Genomic DNA, 262 nt, shown 5'->3' with positions numbered 1-262 from the left:
GTAGGATGGGCGCAATCAGGAAGTTCGGCAGCACGACGCCGATCAGAATGAGCGCGCCCAGAATATAGTCCGGCGCCTTGTTCTGATAGAGCGCCCCAAGACAGCCGACGGCGACGCCGACAATGATGGCAATCAGGAAGGCAGCCGTACCGATGGTGAAGGTGTAGGGCAGACCGATCATGATCTGCTGGGCGACGGTGAAGTCTTCGCTGGCGAAGGACGGGCCGAGATCGCCTCGGAGCAGGTCACCGACATAGATCAG

General features: G+C 60.3%; 1 pseudogene. It reads right to left on the bottom strand.

Annotated elements, in window-relative coordinates:
* Positions 1–262, bottom strand: a pseudogene (gene oppB, locus EOD29_RS32630) (oligopeptide transporter permease); the annotation flags it as partial.

It is taken from the genome of Mesorhizobium sp. M1A.T.Ca.IN.004.03.1.1, from assembly GCF_003997555.1.
Classification (GTDB): domain Bacteria; phylum Pseudomonadota; class Alphaproteobacteria; order Rhizobiales; family Rhizobiaceae; genus Mesorhizobium.
The sequence above is the reverse complement of the archived record's forward strand: the minus strand, read 5'-3'. Positions and strand labels throughout refer to the sequence as shown.